This window comes from Paraburkholderia sp. J94 (assembly GCF_905220285.1).
Taxonomy (GTDB): Bacteria; Pseudomonadota; Gammaproteobacteria; order Burkholderiales; family Burkholderiaceae; genus Paraburkholderia; species Paraburkholderia tropica_A.
Window position 1 is genome coordinate 581,698 of record NZ_CAJMZH010000002.1, and the last position, 20,974, is coordinate 602,671.

At 64.2% G+C, this 20,974-nt stretch carries 19 protein-coding genes; 10 read left to right on the forward strand and 9 right to left on the reverse strand.

The window, feature by feature from the left end:
- Positions 1-37 precede the first annotated feature (37 nt).
- From rhmD to U4Y88_RS05915, 5 genes are all read right to left on the reverse strand, one after another.
- Positions 38-1,216: an L-rhamnonate dehydratase gene (rhmD, locus tag U4Y88_RS05895; protein ID WP_065065452.1), complete on the reverse strand. Its 1,179-nt coding sequence runs from the start codon at positions 1,214-1,216 to the stop codon at positions 38-40.
- Between the two features lie 34 nt (positions 1,217-1,250).
- Positions 1,251-2,606: an MFS transporter gene (locus U4Y88_RS05900; RefSeq protein ID WP_321782872.1), complete on the reverse strand. Its 1,356-nt coding sequence runs from the start codon at positions 2,604-2,606 to the stop codon at positions 1,251-1,253.
- A gap of 95 nt (positions 2,607-2,701) precedes the next feature.
- On the reverse strand, positions 2,702-3,454 hold the full coding sequence (locus U4Y88_RS05905) for an SDR family NAD(P)-dependent oxidoreductase (RefSeq protein WP_224011616.1): 753 nt from the start codon (positions 3,452-3,454) through the stop codon (positions 2,702-2,704).
- Positions 3,455-3,465: 11 nt separating this feature from the next.
- The gene (locus tag U4Y88_RS05910; RefSeq protein ID WP_321782874.1) at positions 3,466-4,338 is read right to left on the reverse strand and encodes a fumarylacetoacetate hydrolase family protein; all 873 of its coding nucleotides are present in this window, start codon (positions 4,336-4,338) and stop codon (positions 3,466-3,468) included.
- Between the two features lie 251 nt (positions 4,339-4,589).
- The gene (locus tag U4Y88_RS05915) at positions 4,590-6,875 is read right to left on the reverse strand and encodes an NADP-dependent malic enzyme (RefSeq protein WP_224011618.1); all 2,286 of its coding nucleotides are present in this window, start codon (positions 6,873-6,875) and stop codon (positions 4,590-4,592) included.
- Positions 6,876-7,045: 170 nt separating this feature from the next.
- On the opposite strand from U4Y88_RS05915, the gene U4Y88_RS05920 reads away from it, so the two are divergent.
- Positions 7,046-8,011, forward strand: coding sequence for a LysR family transcriptional regulator (locus tag U4Y88_RS05920; RefSeq protein ID WP_310633941.1), 966 nt, complete (start codon positions 7,046-7,048; stop codon positions 8,009-8,011).
- A gap of 97 nt (positions 8,012-8,108) precedes the next feature.
- On the opposite strand, the gene U4Y88_RS05925 is transcribed toward U4Y88_RS05920, so the two are convergent.
- Complete coding sequence (locus U4Y88_RS05925; protein WP_321782876.1) at positions 8,109-9,431, reverse strand: MFS transporter; 1,323 nt, start codon at positions 9,429-9,431, stop codon at positions 8,109-8,111.
- 326 nt (positions 9,432-9,757) lie between these two features.
- Between U4Y88_RS05925 and U4Y88_RS05930 the strand changes: the two genes are divergently transcribed.
- From U4Y88_RS05930 to U4Y88_RS05960, 7 genes are all read left to right on the forward strand, one after another.
- Positions 9,758-10,501 carry an IclR family transcriptional regulator gene (locus U4Y88_RS05930; protein WP_321782878.1) on the forward strand — a complete coding sequence of 248 codons (744 nt, stop codon included), beginning with the start codon at positions 9,758-9,760 and terminating at the stop codon, positions 10,499-10,501.
- A gap of 64 nt (positions 10,502-10,565) precedes the next feature.
- Positions 10,566-11,618, forward strand: coding sequence for a cyclase family protein (locus tag U4Y88_RS05935; RefSeq protein WP_321782880.1), 1,053 nt, complete (start codon positions 10,566-10,568; stop codon positions 11,616-11,618).
- A 68-nt stretch (positions 11,619-11,686) separates the two neighbouring features.
- On the forward strand, positions 11,687-12,388 hold the full coding sequence (locus U4Y88_RS05940; RefSeq protein WP_310633937.1) for an SDR family oxidoreductase: 702 nt from the start codon (positions 11,687-11,689) through the stop codon (positions 12,386-12,388).
- Between the two features lie 2 nt (positions 12,389-12,390).
- Positions 12,391-13,401, forward strand: coding sequence for a 3-hydroxyacyl-CoA dehydrogenase (locus U4Y88_RS05945; protein WP_321782882.1), 1,011 nt, complete (start codon positions 12,391-12,393; stop codon positions 13,399-13,401).
- Positions 13,402-13,468: 67 nt separating this feature from the next.
- Complete coding sequence (locus tag U4Y88_RS05950) at positions 13,469-14,797, forward strand: short-chain fatty acid transporter (protein ID WP_224011625.1); 1,329 nt, start codon at positions 13,469-13,471, stop codon at positions 14,795-14,797.
- Positions 14,798-14,840: 43 nt separating this feature from the next.
- Complete coding sequence (gene catC, locus U4Y88_RS05955; protein ID WP_065057970.1) at positions 14,841-15,125, forward strand: muconolactone Delta-isomerase; 285 nt, start codon at positions 14,841-14,843, stop codon at positions 15,123-15,125.
- A 16-nt stretch (positions 15,126-15,141) separates the two neighbouring features.
- Positions 15,142-15,438 (forward strand): YciI family protein, encoded by a 297-nt coding sequence (locus U4Y88_RS05960; protein ID WP_310631218.1) that lies wholly within the window; start codon positions 15,142-15,144, stop codon positions 15,436-15,438.
- Between the two features lie 100 nt (positions 15,439-15,538).
- On the opposite strand, the gene U4Y88_RS05965 is transcribed toward U4Y88_RS05960, so the two are convergent.
- The 3 genes from U4Y88_RS05965 to U4Y88_RS05975 all read right to left on the reverse strand — a co-directional run bounded on the left by U4Y88_RS05965 (position 15,539) and on the right by U4Y88_RS05975 (position 19,526).
- Complete coding sequence (locus U4Y88_RS05965) at positions 15,539-16,987, reverse strand: cytosine permease (protein ID WP_321782883.1); 1,449 nt, start codon at positions 16,985-16,987, stop codon at positions 15,539-15,541.
- Positions 16,988-17,134: 147 nt separating this feature from the next.
- The gene (locus U4Y88_RS05970) at positions 17,135-18,274 is read right to left on the reverse strand and encodes an acyl-CoA dehydrogenase family protein (protein ID WP_310631220.1); all 1,140 of its coding nucleotides are present in this window, start codon (positions 18,272-18,274) and stop codon (positions 17,135-17,137) included.
- Positions 18,267-19,526, reverse strand: a complete 1,260-nt coding sequence (locus tag U4Y88_RS05975; RefSeq protein WP_321782885.1) for a CoA transferase — start codon at positions 19,524-19,526, stop codon at positions 18,267-18,269. The genes U4Y88_RS05970 and U4Y88_RS05975 overlap by 8 nt, the downstream gene beginning before the upstream one ends.
- A 141-nt stretch (positions 19,527-19,667) precedes the next feature.
- On the opposite strand from U4Y88_RS05975, the gene U4Y88_RS05980 reads away from it, so the two are divergent.
- Entirely contained in the window at positions 19,668-20,579 is a 912-nt protein-coding gene (locus U4Y88_RS05980) for a LysR family transcriptional regulator (protein ID WP_321782887.1), read from the forward strand.
- A 116-nt stretch (positions 20,580-20,695) separates the two neighbouring features.
- Entirely contained in the window at positions 20,696-20,872 is a 177-nt protein-coding gene (locus U4Y88_RS05985; protein WP_224011631.1) for a DUF1328 domain-containing protein, read from the forward strand.
- Positions 20,873-20,974 lie beyond the last annotated feature (102 nt).

Here is a 20,974-nt window from a genome sequence, read left to right on the forward strand (position 1 = left end):
CGAGCGAGCGCGCTTGAATGACGCTTGAATGCGTTTATTAATGCGAGTACGGCCGCGTGAGCTTGCAATCGGGATTCAGACGCACGCCGAAACCCGGCGTTTCCGGCACTTTCAGGCGGCCGCGCTCCGGCACCGGTTCGTCGAGCAGCAGCGGCGTGAACATCGGCACCACTTCGTCGGCCTTCGGCGCCATCATCAGGAATTCGGCGAACGGCGAGTTGTGACGCGTCACCACGAAGTGATAGCTGTAGACGGACGAACCATGCGGCACGACCATCACGTTATGCGCATCGGCGAGCGCGGAAATCTTGATGAGTTCCGTCATGCCGCCACACCAGTTCACGTCGGGCTGAATGATGTCGCAACAGCCCATTTCGAGCAGCATGCGGAAACCCCAGCGCGTGGCTTCGTGCTCGCCCGTGGTCACGAGCATGCCGCGCGGCACGTTCTTGCGCAGTTCGGCGTAGCCCCAGTAATCGTCGGGCGGCAGGCATTCTTCGAGCCACTTGAGCTTGTATTCCTGCGCGGCCTGCGCGAGACGCGTGGCGTAACGCACGTCCAGACTCATCCAGCAATCGTACATAAGCCAAAAATCGTCGCCGACTCGCTCGCGCATCGTCGCCAGCGTTTCGATATTCTTTCTGAGGCCTTCCTCACCTTCGGCCGGTCCGTGCTGCAAAGGCAGCTTGCCGCCGATAAAGCCCATTTCCTTCGCGAGATCGGGACGCGCGCCGGTCGCATAGAACACGAGTTCGTCGCGCACCGGGCCGCCGAGCAATTGATAAACCGGTTCCTGGCGCAGTTTGCCGAGCAAGTCCCACAGCGCGAGGTCGACGCCCGAAATCGTATTGAGCACGACGCCCTTGCGGCCGTAATAGAGCGTCGCGTAATACATCTGATCCCACATCTTTTCGATGTCGGTCACGCGCTGGCCTTCGAGAAAGCGCGCGAGGTGTTTCTCGACGATAAAGGCGCCGATCTCGCCACCCGTCGTCACCGCGAAACCCACGGTGCCGTCGCTCGCTTCCACTTCGACCACGAGCGTGCCGAGCACGTCGATGCCGAACGAGCGGCGGCTTTGCCGATACTCGGGATAGCGCGCCATCGGCGTGGAAATATGGTCGTCGATCCAGTGGCCGTCGGCCTGATCGTGATAGTCGGCGCCGCCGCCGCGAACCGTGAACGCGCGCACCTGCTTGATGGTTGGCATGGCCATGTGACGTTGCTCCTGAAAGTGGATGTCCGTGCGTTCAGCGCACGCGCCCGGCGGGCCGCTCGAAAGCGCCCGCGGTGCGTGCGCCCGCGCGTGGTACGACGATGAGTACGAGCACCGCCGCGGCGAGGCTCGCGAGTCCCAGCAATTCGAGGCCGGCTGCGTGCGAGCCGAACCGTTGGTCCGCGGCGGCGCGCATCAGCGGCGCGATGAAGCCGCCTAATCCGCCGAGCGAGTTGATCAGCGCGATGCCGCTCGCGGAGGCGGTGCCCGCGAGTTCACGCGCGGGAAAAGTCCAGAACAGCGGCTGCGCCGCGATAAAGCCGCTCGCCGCGCAACAGAGCGCCGCCATCGCAACGATGGCGCTGCCCGTGGACCCCGTGCCGCCCGCCGCGCCCGACACCGCGATGCCGAGCCCGGACAGCACGAGCAGACGCACGGTCCATGCGCGATGGCTGCCGAAGCGATCGGCACGGCGCGGCACGATCCAGGTGAGCGCCACAGCGCACAGCCACGGCACCGCCGCCAGCAGCCCTACCTTCAAGCCGACTTTCGCGCCCGCCAGCGAGGCAACCTGTTGCGGCAGAAAAAACACCACGCCGTAGACGCTCATCTGGATCAGCGCGTAAATCGCGGCATAGGCGAGCACGCGTTTGTCCACGAGCGCCGCGAGCGCATCGCGCGGGCCGTGCGCCATCGCCTCGCTCGCATCGACGCGCAACGCTGCCATCAATGCGCGCCGTTCGTCGATATCGAGCCAGCGTGCGTCGTCGGGGCGGTCGGTCAGATACCAGAACGCCCAGACGCCCACGGCCGACGCGAGCCCGCCTTCGACGAGAAACAGCCACTTCCACCCCGTCAATCCGCCCACGCCGTGCAGATCGATCAGGAATCCCGACAAAGGTCCGCCGAAGATAAACGCCAGCGGCGCGCCGAAATAAAACACGCCGATCGCGCGCGCCCGCGACGATTGCGGAAACCATTGCGTGAGGTAATAAATGATGCCGGGGAAAAATCCCGCTTCGGCCACGCCCAGCAAAAAACGCAGCACATAAAAAGAGGTGGGCGATTGCACCCACGCCATCGCGGCGGAAACGAGGCCCCACGTGACCATGATGCGGCACATCCAGATGCGCGCGCCCATGCGATGCAGCAGCAGATTGCTCGGCACCTCGAACAGCGCATAGCCCGCGAAAAACACGCCCGCGCCGAATGCAAACGCCGCGTCCGACAAACCGGTGTCGTGCTGCAAGGCCTTCTGCGCGAAGCCGATATTCGCGCGGTCGAGAAAGGCGAGCACATACATCAAGAGCAGGAACGGCAACAGCCTGCGCATGGCCTTGCGGACCGCGGACTGCGCGTGCAAGGACGCCTGCGATGCTTCGCTCGACATCGAACTCTCCTGATCCGGCGGCGGAACCGCCGGGGTGCGCAGTGGGTTGTGATGCGCCCGGCTGGCCGGGCACATCGACTGACGAAGCAAGCGCTTTAATACGTCGCGCGGCCGCCCGACAAATCGAACACCGAACCCGTGCTGAACGCGCAATCTTCCGAGCACAGCCAGACGATCATCGCGGCCGCTTCATCGGGCATCAGGAAGCGATTCATCGGAATCTTCGCGAGCATATAGTCGATATGCTCCTGCTTCATCGAATCGAAGATTTCGGTTTTCGCTGCGGCCGGCGTGACCGCATTCACGAGAATATTCTTCGTCGCGAGTTCCTTGCCGAGCGACTTCGTCAAACCGATCAGCCCCGCTTTCGATGCACTGTAGTGCGAAGCATTTGGATTGCCTTCCTTGCCCGCCACCGAAGCGATATTGACGATGCGCCCATAACCCTGTTCGAGCATGCGCGGCACCACGGCGCGGCAGGTCAGATAGCTGCCGATCAGATTCACGTCGATCACGCGGCGCCAGACCTCGACCGGCAATTCCCACAGCAGGCCGTTGCCGCCCGTAATACCCGCGCTATTCACGAGCGCATGAATGCCGCCGTGGTCTTTCACGGTCTGCTGCGCGGCGGCTTCCACGGAGTGCTCGTCCGTGAGTTCGACTTTCACGACCGAGACGCTGCCCAGTTCCGACAACTCCTTGCGCGAACGTTCGAGCCGCTCGGCGTCGATATCCCAGAGCGCGACGGCCGCGCCCGAGCGCAAGGCGCGCTGCGCCACCGCATAGCCAATGCCGCGCGCGCCGCCCGTCACCACCATGACGCGATTCTTCAGATCCAGTTGGTTCATGGCGCCGTCCTTTATCGAGTGAATGCCGAAGCCTGCGCCGTGCTCGCCACGGTGCGCTGCTGCTGCTCTCCGAGTCCCGCCACGCCCAGACGCATGGTCTGGCCCGCGCGCAGATAAACCGGCGCGGGCTTCTGGCCCATGCCGACGCCGGGCGGCGTGCCGGTCGAAATCACATCGCCGGGCTGCAGGCTCATGAAATGGCTGATATAGGACACGACAGTCGCCACGTCGAAAATCATCGTGCGCGTATTGCCTTGCTGATAGCGCTTGCCGTCGACGTCGAGCCACATGTCGAGCGCTTGCGGATCGGGAATTTCATCGCGCGTGACCAGCCACGGGCCGAGCGGCGCGAACGTATCCGCGCCCTTGCCCTTGTCCCATTGGCCGCCGCGTTCGATTTGCCACGCGCGCTCCGAGACGTCGTTCACGACGCAATAACCGGCGACATAATCGAGCGCATTTTCGCGCGACACATATTGCGCCGTTTCGCCGATCACCACGCCCAATTCGACTTCCCAATCGACTTTCTGCGCGCCGGGCGGAATCACCACGTCGTCGTTGGGGCCGCAAATCGAACTCGTCGCCTTGAGAAACAGCACGGGTTCGCTCGGCACCGGCATATTGGATTCAGCGGCGTGATCGGAATAATTGAGGCCCACGCAGACGATCTTGCCGACCCGGCCCACGCAAGGCCCGAGGCGCGCATCGGCGGGCGCGAGCGGCAAGCTGGACAGATCGAGCGCGTCGAGTCGGGCGAGGGAGGCCGACGAGAGCGCGGCGCCCGCGAGATCGGGCAGCACGCCGGAGAGATCGCGGATGCGCCCATCGCGGTCGAGCGCGCCCGGCTTTTCAATACCCTTACTGCCCCATCGGACCAGCTTCATGCGGTGTCTCCTGATATTGGACTTGAGCATTGCTCAAGCAATATAGGCAGTCCGCGATAGCGGAACAATCCGAATGAAGCATGGGGCAATAACAAAAGCGTATCGGCCCGATGCGAGTTGAATAATCACCGGCACAGAAAGCGGATCGCTCAAATAAAAAACGGCGACCCTGGTGAAACCACCAGGGTCGCCGTTGTTCGAATCCGCGAACTCGTGAATCCGTGAATTCGTGAATGCGCGGAATGAAACGCTTAGTCGCGGTTCGCTTGCAGCACCGTCAACGCCGCCATATTGATGATGCGTCGCACCGTCGAGCTGGACGTGAGAATGTTCACCGGCGCATTCACGCCGAGCAGGAACGGGCCGACCGCCACATTGCTGCCCGCACCCGTTTTCAGCAGGTTATAGGCGATATTCCCCGAATCCACATTCGGGCACACCAGCAGATTCGCCGCGCCCTTGAGCTTCGAATGCGGCAGGATACGCAGGCGCAGAGCTTCGTCGAGCGCGCAATCGCCGTGCATTTCGCCGTCGATTTCCAGATCGGGATTCTGCGCCGTGACGAGCTTGAGCACTTCGCGCATCTTCGTGCCCGACGCCGAGCTGCCCGAGCCGAAATTCGAGCGCGACAGCAGCGCGACCTTCGGTTGCAGATTGAGCCATTCCATCTGGCGCGCGGCGGCCAGCGTGAATTCGGCGATCTGTTCGGCGTTCGGATTGTCGTTGATGTGCGTATCGACGATCGCGACCGTGCGCTTGTCGAGCAGCAGGATATTCATCGCCGCATACGTCTTCGCGTTGCGATGCATGCCGATCGCTTCGTCGACGAAACGCAGGTGGTCGTGATACGCGCCCACCGTGCCGCACACCATGCCGTCGGCGTCGCCGAGGCGCACCATCATCGCGCCGATCAGCGTGAGACGGCGGCGCATTTCCACGCGCGCCATTTCCTTCGAAATGCCGTCGCGGCAGCGCAGTTCCCAATACGTGTTCCAGTATTGATTGAAGCGCTCGTCATATTCCGGGTTGGTGACTTCGACGTCCTCGCCGAGCTTCAGGCGCAGACCGAATTTCTCGATGCGCGCGAGCAGCACTTCGGGACGGCCGATCAGGATCGGACGCGCGAGTTTCTCGTCGACGATCACCTGCACCGCGCGCAGCACGCGCTCTTCCTCGCCTTCCGCGAACACGATGCGCGACTTCGCGCCGTCACGGACGAACTGCTTGGCGGCCGCGAAGATCGGCTTCATGAACGCGCCCGAGTGGTACACGAACTGTTGCAGCTCGTTCGTGTAGGCGGCGAAGTCGTCGATCGGGCGCGTGGCCACGCCGTCTTCCATCGCGGCCTTCGCCACGGCCGGCGCGATACGCACGATCAGGCGCGAATCGAAGGGCTTCGGGATCAGGTACTTCGGACCGAAGCGCAGATCGTACGCGCCATAGGCTGCCGCGACGGAGTCGTTCAGTTCTTCTTCGGCCAGCTGCGCGATGGCGTGCACGGCCGCGATTTCCATCTTGCGCGTGATGGTCGTCGCGCCCACGTCGAGCGCGCCGCGGAAGATGTACGGGAAGCACAGCACGTTGTTGACCTGGTTCGGGAAGTCCGAACGGCCCGTGGCCAGCACTGCGTCGGGGCGCGCTTCGAGCGCGATTTCCGGGAAGATTTCCGGCGTCGGGTTGGCGAGCGCGAGAATCAGCGGCTTGTCGGCCATCTTCTTGACCATCTCGGCCTTGAGCACGCCGCCCGCCGAAAGGCCGAGGAACACGTCCGCGCCGTCGATCACTTCGCTCAGCGAACGCGCGGAGGTGTCCTGCGCGAAGCGCTCCTTGTCCGGGTCCATCAGCGTCGTGCGGCCTTGATAGACCACGCCGTCGATGTCCGTCACCCAGATGTTCTGGAGCGGCAGGCCCAGATCGACCATCAGGTCCAGACAGGCCAGCGCCGCCGCGCCCGCGCCCGAGGTCACGACCTTGACCTTCGAAATATCCTTGCCGACAACCTTCAGACCATTGAGGAACGCCGCCGAAACGGTAATGGCCGTGCCGTGCTGATCGTCGTGGAAGACCGGAATCTTCATGCGTTCGCGCAGCTTGCGCTCGACCGTGAAGCAGTCCGGCGCCTTGATGTCTTCCAGATTGATGCCGCCGAACGTGGCTTCGAGGCTCGCGATGATGTCGACGAGCTTGTCCGGGTCGCTTTCGGTGACTTCGATGTCGAACACGTCGATGCCGGCGAACTTCTTGAACAGCACCGCCTTGCCTTCCATGACCGGCTTCGACGCCAGCGCGCCGATATTGCCCAGACCGAGCACGGCCGTGCCGTTCGTGATCACGCCCACCAGATTGCCGCGCGCGGTGTAGCGGAACGAGTTCTGCGGATCGGTGACGATTTCCTCGCAGGCCACGGCCACGCCCGGCGTGTAGGCCAGTGCGAGGTCGCGCTGCGTGACGAGCGGCTTGCTGGCCGTCACGGAAATCTTGCCCGGCGTGGGGAACTCGTGATATTCGAGGGCGGCCTGACGATCGGTCTTGTTCATGTTCCTCACTCTGATAGTGTGCCGGGCGCGCGGACGGCGCGGCGGTCATGTTCGAATGAGGCGATTCTAGTGAGCCGTCATAAGCTCCCCATTTTGATTTAGTATGGGGCCATTATTTTTTCCTGATGCCTCCCCGGATACCGCCCCGGTAGCCCGTGGACAAGCGGAACGTGTCTTTCAGTACCGAAGAAGTCACCCGGCGCCTCAATACGCGCCTGAAAATGCGTCACCTCGTGCTGCTGCTGCAGATCCGCCAGCACGGGTCGCTCACGCGCGTGGCCGAGCACATGGCCACGAGCCAGCCCGCCGTCACCAATGCGCTGGCCGAAATGGAGAGCATGTTCGGCGCGCCGCTGTTCGACCGCTCGCCGCGCGGCATGACGCCCACGGCGCTCGGCAACGTGGTGCTCGCGCGCGCCCAGGCCATGCTGCACGATCTCGACCACCTCGCACGCGACATCGAGGCCGTGCAGTCGGGCCACGCCGCGCGCCTGCACGTGGGCGTGATCCCGTTTATTTCGGGGCGCACGCTCGCCTCGGCGATCCGGCTCGCGCAGTCGCGCCTGCCGCAGCGCGTGACCATGACGATTCACGAAGGCACCAGCGACGCGCTGCTGCCGCAACTGCGCGACCATACGCTCGACATCGTGATCGGCCGCGCATCGGCGACCGTCGACGTCGCGCAACTGCGCTTCGAGGTGCTGCATCAGCAGACGCCGCGGCTGATCGCAAGCCGCCGTCTCGCGGCGCGGCTCGGGCGCAGCAAGGCGAACTGGCAGAAGCTCGCCGAACTCGACTGGATTCTGGGCGCGCCCAATACGCCCATCCGCGAGCAGATCGACGATCTGTTCCTGCATGCGGGCGTCTCGCCGCCCGTGCCGATCGTCGAGAGTTATACGTCGCGGCTGATCGGCGAAATGATCGTCGCCAACGACGACGCCGTCTCGATCGTGCCCGCCGATATCGCCGAGGAACTCGTGCATATCGCGGGCGTGGCGATCGTGCCCTACACCTTCGACTGGACGCTGCCGCCCATCGCGCTGTTCACGCGCGCGGGCGTGGCGCGCGAGGTCGACACGGTGTTCGGGCAGGCGCTGCACGAGCGCTATCTGGAAGTGGAGCGGGCGCGGCGCTGAATTCCGCGCTGATTTCCAATCGCCAAATACAAACAGGGCGCGGTTCTCACCGCGCCCTGTTTGCTTCTATCCGCTTCTATTAATCAGTCACACGTAATCAGGTTCGCGCCGTCACCACGCGCTGCGTGCTCAGCGTGCCCTCGCCCTGCATGCGCGTCACCAGCATCAGCGCGCACACCAGCGTGATGATCACGTGCACGATGCCCAGCGCGACCACCGAAAGAATGCTGCCCGTGGCGCTCAGCAGGTACTGGCCGAGAATCGGCGTGGTGCCCGCGAACAGCATCCCGCAGATCTGATACGCGAGCGAAATGCCCGTATAACGCACTTGCGCCGGGAACGCCTTCGCGAGCATGCCGGCCATCGCCGCGTAATAGAGCGAGTGCGGAATCGAGGCGAGCGCCATGCCGATCATCGCGAGCTTCGTCGAGCCGGTGGCGATCAGCGAGAACATGATCGGCAGCGCGACGATTTCCGGCACGAGCATATAGACGATCGCCTTCTTCAGATCGAGCTTCGTGGCCAGCACCGCGCCGAACGGCTGCACGATCAATTGCACGACGATCGCGAACGTAATCACGCTCAGGAACTGCGTGCGGTCGAAACCGATCGAGGTCACCGCCCACGACAGCGCGAACGTGGTCTTGAAGTAAGTCGCCGACAGCGCGATCACGCAAGCGCCCACGCCCATCGCCACGAGCGCCTTGTGATGGCGCAGCACTTCGCCGATCGGCAGCTTCGCGACCTTGTTCTTCGCCTGCAATTCCTTCATCGCGGGCGATTCGTCCACGCTCATGCGGATAAACAAACCGACGCCCACGAGCACCGCCGACATCAGGAACGGCACGCGCCAGCCCCAGGTCATGAACTGATGGTCGGGCAGCGTCGAGATCACGAGAAACGCGACCGTCGCCAGCAGATTACCGGCGGGCGAGCCCTGCTGCGCGAACGCCGAATAGAAAATCTCCTTGCCCTTGGGCGCATGCTCCGACGAGAGCACGACCGCGCCGCCCCACTCGCCGCCCATCGCGATGCCTTGCAGCAGGCGCAGGAAAATCAGCAGCACGGGCGCGAGCACGCCCACCTGTTGATACGTGGGCAGCACGCCCATCAAGGTCGTGCAGCCGCCCATCAGCATCAGCGTGATGATCAGCGTTTTCTTGCGGCCGACGCGGTCGCCGAGATGGCCGAACACAATGCCGCCAATCGGGCGCGCGAGAAAGCCCACCCAGAACGAAGCGAACGCGGCGAGCGTGCCCACCATCGGCGAGGTCGAAGGGAAAAACAGCTTGCCGAGCACGAGCGCCGCCGCCGTGCTGTACGCGTAAAAGTCGTACCACTCGATCGTCGTGCCGACGAACGAGGCGATGCCGGCCTTGCGGGCCTGGCGATGCTGGGTATCGAGAGGGGTGGCTGCCAAGGTACGTCTCCATTTTTCGATTGCTGTCCGCGCGTTTCCGATGCGAAACACGCGGATTTCCGTCTTCTTTCCGATTGGAAACAGGGCGTCGTGGTGTCGATCCGCGATCGGCCGATGTGTCGCTGCGCATGTTCGTATATCGAACGTCTTATGCGTTTTACGAACAGCTAACGGAAGCTGCGGACTATGGAGCGGCCGCTTCATAGCGTCAACCAAGGGATAACCCGAGGCGCCGCCGCGCTCAATCTGGACGGCGTCCCGCGCGTTTTAGGTGTTTACCCGTAAGCGTATTGTCAGACCGCTATCGGTATGTCGATAATGCTCTCATGGATGTGAAAACTGCAGTCCGCGTCTTCGATGTGATCAACCTCTTCGCCGAAGTCCGGCAACCGATGATCTACAGCGAAATTGCGCGTCGAACCGAGATCCCGCTTTCAAGCTGTCATGCCCTGTTGCAGACGATGGTGGCCAAGGGCTACCTCTACGCGCCGGGCGTGAAGGCGGGCTATTACCCCACGCAACGCCTGCTGCACGTCGCGCGCGACATTTGCAGCGAGGACCCGTTGACGCTGATGTTCCAGCCGCTGCTCTCGGCGCTGCGCGACGCAACCGGCGAAACCGCCGCGCTCGCCACGCTCGCGGGCAATCGCGTCGTCTATCTCGACGTGATGGAGTCGCGCCAGAAGATCCGCTACAGCGACGAGCCCGGCGGCTTCATGTCGATCGCGAGCGCCGCGGGCAAGGCGCTGCTCGGCGCGCTCGCGCCCGCCGCGCGCCGCAAGCTGCTCGATACTTGCTCGCCGCCGCTGCTCGCGACGGACGGACGCGAAATCGACCGCGCCGTGTTCGAGCGCGAAGTCGAGCAAGGCGTGATCGACGGCTGGCATCGCTCGACAGGCGAAAGCGTGGAAGACGTGGCCGGCCTCGCGCGCGGTTTCCTGATTCATGGCGAAGCGTTCGCGCTCGTCATCGGCGCGCCCAAGGCGCGGCTCTTGAAAAACGAGCAGCACGCTGTGCAGGCGCTGCTCGAGGTGTACGCACAAATCCCGCCGTCGCTGCTTGCGATCTGAGCGCGCCGTCGCGGCCTTCGCCGCGCACGGAAGCGGGAAAAGTGCGGGAATGGAGGAAGACAGCATGCGTTGGAAGAACCGGCCGGAAGGCTCGAACTGGGGCGACTTCGGTCCCGACGATCAGTTGGGGCGTCCCAACCTCATCGGCACGGAACAGGTGCTCAAGGGCGCGCGCGAGATTCGCGCGGGCCTGAGCTTCACGCTCTCGCTGCCGCTCGATTTTCCGGGCGACAGCAAGCTGAACGTGCGCCGCCATCCGCCGGTGCTGCGCCCCACGTTCCGCGACGGCCTGCCCTACGTGAACTTCCCGTTTGCGCGCAACGAAGCGGGCGCGACCGACGTGGTCAGCGACGACCAGGTGCTGCTCTCGCTGCAATATTCGACGCAATGGGACGCGCTCGCGCACGTGGGCGCGCGCTTCGACGCCAATGGCGACGGCGTGGCCGAAAGCGTCTATTACAACGGCTATCGCGCGAACGATCACATCGTCGGTCCGGTGGACTATCGCGCGGAAAACAACTTCGCGCCGCACGCCTGCGGCGGCGATCACAGCCACGCCGACGTGCTCGGCATCGAAAATCTCGCCGTGAAAGGCATGCAGGGCCGTGGCGTCCTCGTCGATTTCGCCGCGCATTTCGGGCGCGAATTCCGCACCGTCGGTTACGACGATCTGATGCGCGTGATCGAAGCAGACAAGATCGAAGTCGAACGCGGCGACATGCTGGTGCTGCGCACGGGTTTCGCCGAAATGGTGCTGGAAATGAATCGCCAGCCCGACGAAGCCGCGCTCGCGAGCCATTGCAGCGCGCTCGACGGCCGCGACGAGAAACTGCTGCAATGGATCACCGATTCGGGCATCGCCGCGCTGGCCGCCGACAACTACGCCGTCGAACGCTATCCGGCGCGCACGCCCGCCACGCCGGGCGAGCATCCGCTCATGCCGCTGCATCATCACTGCCTGTTCAAGCTGGGCCTGCCGCTCGGCGAGCTCTGGTATTTGCGCGATCTCGCGCTGTGGCTGCGCGAGCACGGACGCACGCGTTTCATGCTCACCGCGCCGCCGCTGCGTCTGCCGGGCGCGATGGGTTCGCCCGTCACGCCGGTCGCCACGGTTTGATTCGAATTTCGATTCGATCCCTTTTAGTTAGCATTCCTGCTATTTTCGATTGACCGAGATTGACCGACATGGCTAAAGAACGAGTTCTGATTACCGGCGGCGCCGCCGGCATCGGCGCGGCATGCGCCGCGCGCTGCGAAGCCGACGGCTACGAAGCGGTCGTCATCGACCGCATGGGCGACGGCATCATCGCCGACCTCGCCGATACGCAAGCGACCGCCGCCGCGCTCGAACGCGCGCTGGAAGGCGGCCCGATCACGCGCCTCATCAACAACGTGGGCGTGGTGCTGCCCGCCGACGCCGAACATCAAACGCTCGACGAACTCGAACGCGCGTGGGCGCTCAACGTGCGCTGCTCGCAGCAATGCATGCAGGCGCTGCTGCCGGGCATGAAGGCGGCGGGCTTCGGGCGCATCGTCAACATGTCGTCGCGTGCGGCGCTCGGCAAGGAACTGCGCACTGCGTACTCGGCCACCAAGGCGGCGCTGATCGGCATGACGCGCGTGTGGGCACTCGAACTGGGCGCGTTCGGCGTGACCGCGAACGCCATCGGCCCCGGCCCGATCCGCACCGAACTCTTCGACCGCGCGAATCCGCCCGGCGCGCCGCGCACGCAGGCGATCATCGACGCGGTGCCCGTCAAGCGCGTCGGCACGCCCGACGACGTCGCGCACGCGGTCTCGTATCTGCTCGACGCGCGCAGCGGTTTCGTGACCGGCCAGGTGCTCTACGTGTGCGGCGGCATGACCGTCGGCGTCGCGGGAGTCTGATGATGTCATCGACCTTGGCCCACGCCGTGTCTTCCACGGACGCCACGCGCCGCGCGGGCATCGTCGGCGCGGGCAGCATCGGCGTGGCCTTCGCCGTCGTGTTCGCACGCGCGGGCTGGCGCGTGCGCCTGTTCGATCCCGACGCGCAGCGCCGCGCCGCCGCGCCCGCCGAAATCGCGCTGCGTCTCGACGACCTCACGCGCTTCGCGCTGATCGACGAAAGCGCCGCGCAGATCGCCGCGCGCGTGGAGATCGTCGATACGCTCGAAGCCGCCGCCGCCGAAGCCGATCTCGTGCAGGAATGCGCGCCCGAGCGCACCGAACTCAAGCGCGAGTTGTTTGCGCAACTCGACCGCGCCGCGCCCGCGCAAGCGATCATCGCGAGCGCCTCGTCGTTTCTCGCGGCGTCGAAATTTGTCGACGAAAGTTTGCCGGGTCACGCGCGCTGCCTCGTCGCGCATCCGGGCAATCCGCCCTATCTCGTGCCCGTGGTCGAGATCGTGCCCGCGCCCTTCACCTCGGCAGCGGCCACCACGCGCGCCATCGCGCTGTATGGCGAAGCGGGCCTGATGCCCGTGCGCGTGAAGCAGGAAGTCGCGGGCTTCATCTTCAACCGCCTGCAAGGCGCGGTGCTGCGCGAAGCGTATTGCCTCGTGCGCGACGGCGTCGCGTCGGTGGACGACATCGACACCGTGATGCGCGAAGGACTCGCGCCGCGCTGGTCGGTGATCGGCCCGTTCGAAACCGTCGATCTGAATACGCGCGGCGGCATTGCTTCGCACGCGCAGAAGATGGGGCCGTCGTACGAACGCATGGGCGCCGAGCGCGGCCAGCACGATCCGTGGACGCCCGAACTCGTCGCGCAGGTGGAAGCCGCGCGCCGCGCCGCACTGCCGCTCGATCAATGGGACGCACGCGTGGCCTGGCGCGATCGCCAGCTGATGCAACTCGCGCGCCAGCGCAAAACCGCTTCGAACAAGGACGCCGACACCCCGACCCAGCGCGACGACTGAATCCCAAGCCCGCGGCACGCACCGCGAGAGAGACCCAGAATTACTACGAATTGACAGAGACACAGCCATGCAAAGAGTCACCGCCTTCTTCACCGAGCTGATGCGCCGGTACCTGCCCGATCCCTTCGTCTTCGCGATCGGCCTCACGTTGCTCACGATGGCGCTTGCCGTGATCGTCCAGGGCCAGGCCGTCACCGCGCTCACGACGAGCTGGGGCAAGGGCTTCTGGGCGCTGCTCGCGTTCACCACCCAGATGGCCGTGATTCTCGCGATGGGCTACGTGCTCGCGACCGCGCCGCTCACCGACCGCTTTCTCAACCGCCTCGTCTCGCACGTGAATTCGCCGCGCATGGCGATCATCGTCGCGACGCTGGTGGGCGGCATCGGCAGCTATCTGAACTGGGGCTTCGGTCTCGTGGTGGGCGGCATCGTCGCGCGCAAGCTCGCGATGCGCGTGAACGGCGTGCACTATCCGCTCATCATCGCCTCGGCGTATAGCGGCTTCACGCTCTATGGTCTCGGGCTCTCGGCCAGCATTCCCGTGCTGATCTCGACGAAGGGCCATCCGCTCGAAGCGCAGATGGGCGTCATTCCGTTGTCCGAAACGATTTTCTCGCCGACGATGCTAATCACGAGCCTCGTGACCATCATCACGCTGCCGCTGCTGAACGCGTGGCTGCACCCGAAGGCGGGCCAGCCCGTGAAGGAAATCGACCGCACGCTCGAAGCGCAGTCGAAAGCGGAAGCACCCGCCATCGACGTGGACGAAGGCAACACGCTCGCCAATCGCCTGAACAACAGCCGCGTGCTGAGCTACGTGATCGGCCTGATCGGCATGGGCTATGTGGCGCTGCATTTCGTGCAGGGCGGCAGCATCGACCTGAACCTGATCAACTTCTTCATTCTGTTCCTCGGCATCCTGCTGCTCGGCACGCCGATCCGCTATGTGGAGAAGCTCAACGAAGGCATCCGCACGATCAGCGGCATCATTCTGCAATATCCGTTTTACGCGGGCATCATGGCGATCATGGCGTCGTCGGGGCTCGTCAACACGCTTTCCGAAGCGTTCGTGAAAGTCGCCACGCCGGCCACGCTGCCGTTCTGGGGTTTGATCAGCTCGTTCGTCATCAACTTCTTCGCGCCCTCGGGCGGCGGCCACTGGGTCATTCAAGGCCCGTTCATGATCGAGGCGGCGAAGACCATCGGCGCGTCGGTCGGCCATACGTCCACGGCCGTGATGCTCGGCAACGCCTGGAACGATCTGGTACAGCCGTTCTGGATTCTGCCCGCGCTCGCGCTGTCGAAACTCAAGCTCAAGGACATCATGGGCTACACGGTCATCATGATGATCTGGATCGGCATCGTTTATTCGGCGGCGATTCTCATCTGGGGCTAAGACGCTTCTTCGCTCGCACCATTCGAATCAACAGGAGTTCACGATGCTGTTTCTCGTTCACATGCAGGTCCAGATTCCGGCCGACACCGACAAGGCTTTCGCCGACGCGCTGAAGGCCGAGGAAAAAGCGTTCTCGCAAAAGCTTCAGCAGGAAGGCAAATGGCGCCATCTGTGGCGCGTGGTGGGCGAGTACGCGAACTACAGCGTATTCGACGTGGAATCGAACGACGAACTGCACACGATGCTGTCCGCGCTGCCGCTGTTTCCGTTCATGAAGATCAGCGTCACGCCGCTCGCGCAGCATCCTTCGGCCATCGCGCCCAATTGAACGGAGCACGATTGTCATGCCCTTTCTGATCGAAACCTTCGACAAGCCCGGCCACGCGCACGTGCGCGCGAGCGAACGCGATGTGCATCTTGCGTTTCTCGACGACAACAAGGCGCTGCTGCTCGCCTGCGGCGCGAAGCTCAACGACGACGGCAGCAGCGCGGGCGGCGGCATTTATATCGTCGATGTAGAAACGCGCGAGGAAGCCGAACAGTTCATCGCGCAGGACCCGTTCTGGAAAGTGGAGTTGTTCGAGCGCGTGAGCATCGTGCGCTGGCGTAAGGCCTACGTGGACGGCACCTGCTATCTCTGAGCCCGCCACGAATTTGAAGCATTAACCCTCGGACGGCGCCGTTCCTGTACGGCGCCGCGTTTGGCCCGGCGCGCACCCTCCAGCACGCACGGGCCGTTTTTTATTGCACGTTGTACTGCGCTTCGACACTGCCCGCCGCTTCCGGCAGAATCATCTGCTCAGGCGCGTTCGAACGCGCGAAACGCGTCGCGAAGTAATACAGCGCGCCCGGCACCACGATGCCGACGATCCACGAAATATCCACGCCGCCCAGCCGATCGACCCACGGCCCCGTATAAAAGCCCGTGGCGACAAACGGCAGCTGCACCAGCACGCCCACCACATAGACCGCGATGCCCACGCTATTCCAGCGCCCATAACGTCCGTTCGCATCGAACAGCGCGGGCACATCGTAACGTTCGCGCGTCACGCAGTAGTAATCGACGAGATTGATCGCGCTCCATGGCGTGAAGAAAATCAGCAGAAACAGCAGGAACGATGAAAACGCCTTGAGAAACGCATGCTGCCCCGCGAGCGCAATGGCGCTCGACACGCCCACCGTGAGTATCACGAACGCGATGCGCGTGCGGCCCGAAATCTCGCGGCGCTGACCAATGCCGGTGAGGATCGCCGCCACCGACATCACGCTGCCGTAAGCGTTGAGCGTGGTGATCGTGAGTTTGCCCAGTGCGATCGTCAGATAAAGAATCCACGCAATCGCGCCCGTTGCGCCGAGCCCCACGACGAAGGCCACCTCGTGACCGGCGAAGCGGTCGCCCGCGAGCGCGGCGGCGAACACGCCAAAGGTCATCGCCACTTGCGCGCCGAGCACGGTCCCGCAGAACACCGCGAAGAACGTCTTCAGCGGCGAAGTCGATTTCGGCAGATAGCGCGAATAATCGGCCACATAAGGACCATAGGCGATTTGCCACGACGCCGACAACGACACTGCCAGCAGAAACGAAGCGGGCGTGAAATGCCGGTTGGCCGCGAGCGTTTCCCATGCGGGACCGTGCAGCAGGCTCGCGAACAGATACAGGAACGCCAGGGTGCCGACCACGCTCGCCACACGGCCCATTGCATGTATCGTGCGGTAGCCGAGCCCGGCCAGCAAGATCACGATGGCCGCGAAGATCAGGATTGCTGATGTATTGCCGACATCGAGCAATTGGGCAATCGCCTGCCCGGCCAGCACCGTGCCGCCCGCCGAGAAACCCACATACATCACGCACACCAGCACGAGTGGAATGATCGCGCCATAAACGCCGAATTGCACGCGGCTCGAAATCATCTGCGGCAAACCGAGTTGCGGCCCCTGCGCGCCGTGCAGCGCCATCACTACGCCGCCCAGCAATTGCCCAATGAGCAAGCCGACGACCGACCAGAAAACGTCGCCGCCCAGCACCACCGCGAGCGCGCCGACCACGACCGCGGTAATTTGCAGATTCGCGCCGAACCACAGCGTGAACTGACTGCGCAGACTGCCGTGGCGTTCGGCGTCGGGAATATAGTCGATCGAGCGCCGCTCGACCAACGAAGCTTTTGCAGTACGTGTTGCGGTGCGAGCCATGCTTCGCTCCTTGTTGGCGGAACTGCTGAAAGATAAGGTGCGGAAAAAACGGCGTGAAAGACAGGCTTGAATAATTTATATGAACAAAAAACTGCATGTGCCTGACGCGCGAACGTCGCTGCACGTCAGGCACGATCGCCGCGAGGCTCAGGCGAGCACGGAGCGCGCGATCACCGTGCGTTGAATCTCCGACGAGCCTTCGTAGATGCGCAGAATTCGCGCATCGCGCACGAGACGCTCCACACGGAGTTCGCGCGTGAATCCGTATCCGCCGTGCATTTGCAACGCGGCGTCGGTGACGAAACCCACCATTTCCGAGGCGTAGAGTTTCGCCATCGACGCGGCATCGGTGAACGGCTCGCCCGCGCCACGCCGCGCCGCCGCCTGCAAGGTGAGCAGCCAGGCCGCTTCCAGACGCGTTTTCATATCGGCGAACACCCATTGCAGACCTTGCTTGCGCGCGAGCGGTTCACCGCCGACTTCGCGCTGCTTCGCCCATTCCACCGCATCGGCAAGCGCGGCTTCCGCAATGCCGAGGCTCGTCGCCGCCACGTCGAGGCGGCTGTTGTCGAGCACCTTCATCGCCGTGCGGAAGCCCGTGCCCTCTTCGCCCAAACGATTCGCCGCGGGCACGAAGCAATCGAGCGCGATCTCGTGCGCGGGCGCGCCGCGAATGCCCATGAGCTTTTCCGCGCCCGAGACGGTCACGCCCGGCGTATCCGTATCGACCACGAAGGCGCTGATGCCGCGCGTGCCCTGATCGGGCGACGTTTTCGCATAGACGACGATGAAATGCGCCGCGCCAGCGTTCGAAATGAAGTGCTTGGTGCCGCGCAGCCGATAGCCGTCGCCTTCGCGCACCGCGACGGTTTTCATGCCAGCGGGATTCGAGCCGGCCTGCGGCTCGGTCAGCGCGAACGCACCGAGCTTCGCGCCGGCCGCCGCGTCGGGCAGATAGCGCTCGCGCAACGCGTCGTCGGCGCCAATCAGCAGCGAATCGGTCGCGAGGTAATGCGCGCCGATCATCGACGACGTGGCCGCGCACGCGCTCGCGATCTCCGAAAGCGCGAGGATGATTGCAGCGGGCGTCGCGCCAATGCCGCCCCAGCGCTCCGGCAAATTCATGCCCATCACGCCGAGTTCCGCGAGCGCGCTCACGTAGCGCGTCGTGGCGATTTCCTCGTGATCGACCTGCGCCGCGCGCGGCGCGAGTTCGGTTTGCGCGTAACGGCGGATGGCGTCGGCGATCTCCAGATCGGCTTCGCTCACGCCCAGTCGCTTAAGCATGGGTGCTCTCCTCTTTCATTTCGTTATACGAATCTTTTTTCGAACCGTGATTCATTGCGCCGATTGCACCGGCTTCACACAGCGCGGCCATCTGTTCGTCGTCGAGTCCGAGCTTTTGCGATAGCACCGCCAGCGTATGCTCGCCGAGACGCGGCGCGCGCGTCGAGCGCGTCTGCGGATACGCGGAGAATTTCACGGGCTGGCGCGGCAGGCGCACGGTCTTGCCGTCGCCCGACGAAGCCTCGGCCAGCAAGCCGCGCTCGCGCGCCTGTTCGCTTTCGAGCGCCGCGCGCACGCTTTGAATCGGCGCCACGGGAATGCCCGCCTCGCTCAATGCGGCGTTCACCTGCGCCACGGTCAGTTCGCGCGACCACGATTCGATGCGCTCGCGCAGCGCGGCTTCGTGTTCGCAACGCAAGCTGTCGCTCGCGAACCGCGCATCATCGGGTAGATCCGGCGCGCCGATCGCCTGAGCCAGACGCGCGAACAAACGATTGTTCAGCACGGCGACGACATAGTGGCCGTCGCGCGCGCGGAACGCGCCGAACGGCGCCGAGGACGGATGCCGATTGCCCACGCGCCGCTGCGAAGCCCCTGTCGTTGCGTAACGCGACACGAGCGTGGCGGTCAGGCTCAGCGTGGCGTCGAACATCGCGACATCGACGTGCGTGCCTTTTCCCGTGCGCTCGCGGGCGAGCAGCGCGGCCAGCACGCCCCACGAAGCGTAGATGCCGCTCACCACATCGGACACCGATTCGCCGATGACCGTGGGTTCGCCGTCGGGCGCGCCGGTGGCGTCCATGAGGCCGCACATCGCTTGCAGAATGATGTCGTAGGCCGGACGATGCGACTCGGGCCCGCTCTGTCCGAAGCCCGACACGCTCGCATAGACGAGCGCCGGATGGCGCGCCGCCAGCGCCTCATAACCAATACCGAGCCGCGCGGCCACGCCTGGCCGGAAGTTTTCCACCACCACGTCGGCCTGCGCGCAGAGCGACTGCGCGAGCGCGCGCCCCGCGTCGGTTTTCAGGTCGATCACGACGCTTTGCTTGTTGCGGTTCATCGCGCTGAAGAGGCCGCTTTCGCCTTCTGCGAAGGGGCCGATCGCGCGATAGTCGTCGCCGCCCGGCGGTTCGATCTTGATGATCTCCGCGCCCAGATCGCCAAGCAGCGCCGAGCACAGCGGCCCCGCCAGCACGCGGGAAAAATCGATCACACGAATACCTTGCAGCGGCAGCACGGAATCAGTCACGGCGGGAGTCTCCTGAACATCCGGTCGGTTCGACCGGTGAACCGATCATGCGCCGCGCGGGCCATAAGATAAAATACTGGAATAAATTAACGCCTATACGTTTTTTATATAGCCCTGCGCGCGCCGACCCGAGTGAGCCGAATGAGCCTTTCCCTGCGACTATTGCGCTACTTCGTCACCGCCGCCGAAACCGGCAGCACGACGGCCGCCGCCAGACATCTGAACGTTTCGCAGCCGTCGATCTCGGTGGCCATTCGCGAACTGGAGGCCCACTTCAGCGCCCCGCTGTTCTCGCGCGGCGCGGGCACGGGCATGACGCTCACGCAGTTCGGCGAACGCAAACTCGCGGAGGCGCGCGCGCTGCTCGCCTCGGCCTCGGCATTCGAAACCGACGACACCGGCGACGAAGACGGCGGCCATGTGCAGATCGGCGTGTTCCGCACGATTGCGCCCGTGTATCTACCGCGCGTGCTCAAGATCGCGCAGGCGCGTTTTCCGCGCCTGTCGATCCGATTTGTGGAAGGCGATCTCGCACAACTGGACGCCTGGCTGCATAAACGTCAGATCGATTTCGCGCTGATGTACGACGTGGGCCTGCCCGACGACATCGAACGCGAACGTCTTGCGGAACTGAAACCGTACGCGCTGGTGCCCGCCGATTCCGCACTCGCGAAACGCAAACGCGCGGTGTCGCTGCACGACCTCGCGAAAGAACCGTTTATTCAAATCGATCTGCCGCAGAGCCGCGACTTCCTGATGGCGCCGTTCTGGCAATGCGGGCTGTCTCCCAACGTGCGCTATCGCGCCACGTCGATCGAACTCGTGCGCTCGATGGTGGCGAGCGGGCTGGGCGTATCGCTGCTCATCACGCAAAGCCCCGGCGTCGCGCAGACGCCGTTGATCGCCGAACGCCCGATCCGCGAATCGACCATCGTGCAGCCGCTCGTGATCGCACGCCCCGCGCGCGCGGCGCACACGCACGCTTCCGAATTGCTTTCAACGTGCGTGCGCGAAGCCGTGGCGCAAGCGATGCGCGAACGTACGGGGCGCTGAAGGCGGCGAAGCCGCGCCGGGAACACCGTTTGCTGAACGCTGCCAGGGTCGAATTGGCCTTGTCCGGGCGCGTCGAGCGTGCCGGCTCGCCCACGCACGTCAGGAGAAAACCGATCATGCTCAAGCTGGCATTATTTTTTGCTATTGTGGCCGTCGTCGCGGCCTTGTTCGGCTTTACGGGTGTCGCCGCCGGCGCGGCCGCGATCGCCAAAATCCTGTTCTTCATTTTCCTCGTGCTCTGCATCGCTTTTCTGGTGCTCGGCGTTTTCGTGGCCAAGAAAATCGTCGATTAGCGGCGGCGTCCCGCAATATCGAAGCGGCCCGTTTGCATCGCGCGCGGGCCGCTTTTTAGCGTTTTGATGGCCTTCCGGCGCACGCCCATGCGCCCATTTCCG

Excerpts from the sequence above, each read along its gene's own strand:
- U4Y88_RS05900 (WP_321782872.1), bottom strand. The coding sequence starts at position 2,606 with ATGTCGAGCGAAGCATCGCAGGCGTCCTTGCACGCGCAGTCCGCGGTC.
- U4Y88_RS05950 (WP_224011625.1), top strand. The coding sequence starts at position 13,469 with ATGCAAAGAGTCACCGCCTTCTTCACCGAGCTGATGCGCCGGTACCTG.
- U4Y88_RS05960 (WP_310631218.1), top strand. The coding sequence starts at position 15,142 with ATGCCCTTTCTGATCGAAACCTTCGACAAGCCCGGCCACGCGCACGTG.
- U4Y88_RS05930 (WP_321782878.1), top strand. The coding sequence starts at position 9,758 with ATGGATGTGAAAACTGCAGTCCGCGTCTTCGATGTGATCAACCTCTTC.
- U4Y88_RS05985 (WP_224011631.1), top strand. The coding sequence starts at position 20,696 with ATGCTCAAGCTGGCATTATTTTTTGCTATTGTGGCCGTCGTCGCGGCC.
- U4Y88_RS05915 (WP_224011618.1), bottom strand. The coding sequence starts at position 6,875 with ATGAACAAGACCGATCGTCAGGCCGCCCTCGAATATCACGAGTTCCCC.
- catC (WP_065057970.1), top strand. The coding sequence starts at position 14,841 with ATGCTGTTTCTCGTTCACATGCAGGTCCAGATTCCGGCCGACACCGAC.
- rhmD (WP_065065452.1), bottom strand. The coding sequence starts at position 1,216 with ATGGCCATGCCAACCATCAAGCAGGTGCGCGCGTTCACGGTTCGCGGC.
- U4Y88_RS05910 (WP_321782874.1), bottom strand. The coding sequence starts at position 4,338 with ATGAAGCTGGTCCGATGGGGCAGTAAGGGTATTGAAAAGCCGGGCGCG.
- U4Y88_RS05940 (WP_310633937.1), top strand. The coding sequence starts at position 11,687 with ATGGCTAAAGAACGAGTTCTGATTACCGGCGGCGCCGCCGGCATCGGC.
- U4Y88_RS05980 (WP_321782887.1), top strand. The coding sequence starts at position 19,668 with ATGAGCCTTTCCCTGCGACTATTGCGCTACTTCGTCACCGCCGCCGAA.
- U4Y88_RS05945 (WP_321782882.1), top strand. The coding sequence starts at position 12,391 with ATGTCATCGACCTTGGCCCACGCCGTGTCTTCCACGGACGCCACGCGC.
- U4Y88_RS05905 (WP_224011616.1), bottom strand. The coding sequence starts at position 3,454 with ATGAACCAACTGGATCTGAAGAATCGCGTCATGGTGGTGACGGGCGGC.
- U4Y88_RS05970 (WP_310631220.1), bottom strand. The coding sequence starts at position 18,274 with ATGCTTAAGCGACTGGGCGTGAGCGAAGCCGATCTGGAGATCGCCGAC.
- U4Y88_RS05935 (WP_321782880.1), top strand. The coding sequence starts at position 10,566 with ATGCGTTGGAAGAACCGGCCGGAAGGCTCGAACTGGGGCGACTTCGGT.
- U4Y88_RS05965 (WP_321782883.1), bottom strand. The coding sequence starts at position 16,987 with ATGGCTCGCACCGCAACACGTACTGCAAAAGCTTCGTTGGTCGAGCGG.